Annotated in this window: 1 pseudogene; it reads right to left on the bottom strand. The window is 35.2% G+C overall.

What is annotated here, in order from left to right:
* Nucleotides 1–327: pseudogene (locus FD20_RS12765) on the bottom strand (MobQ family relaxase); the annotation flags it as partial.

Genomic DNA, 327 nt, shown 5'->3' with positions numbered 1-327 from the left:
ATTAATAACTTCCAGCCAACGTATGGCCGTTTGGTAAAGGTCAATAATTGTCGGGTCAATAAATCATCACGAATATTCATTAAACGTTCGTTTAATTCACTGCCCTTGAAAATCGTTTGTTCACTATTAGTTTCTTTAATCAATTCCCTTCGTTCAGCCGCGGTTGTCTGTTCAAAATCAAGCTCTGGATAAAGTTTTTTAGTTGTGCGATCAACTACTTTATTTAAGAGTTCATCTGCTTTTTTTAGTGAACTTTCTTGTTGGTTAATCGTCAATAATTGCTTAGTGACATCTTCACCAACAGCGTGCTTAATTAAGGTACTGTTT

Origin of the sequence: Liquorilactobacillus uvarum DSM 19971 (assembly GCF_001434935.1) — a bacterium.
GTDB lineage: Bacteria > Bacillota > Bacilli > Lactobacillales > Lactobacillaceae > Liquorilactobacillus > Liquorilactobacillus uvarum.
Note: the sequence above shows the minus strand (reverse complement) of the source record. Positions and strands in the feature narration are given on the sequence as shown.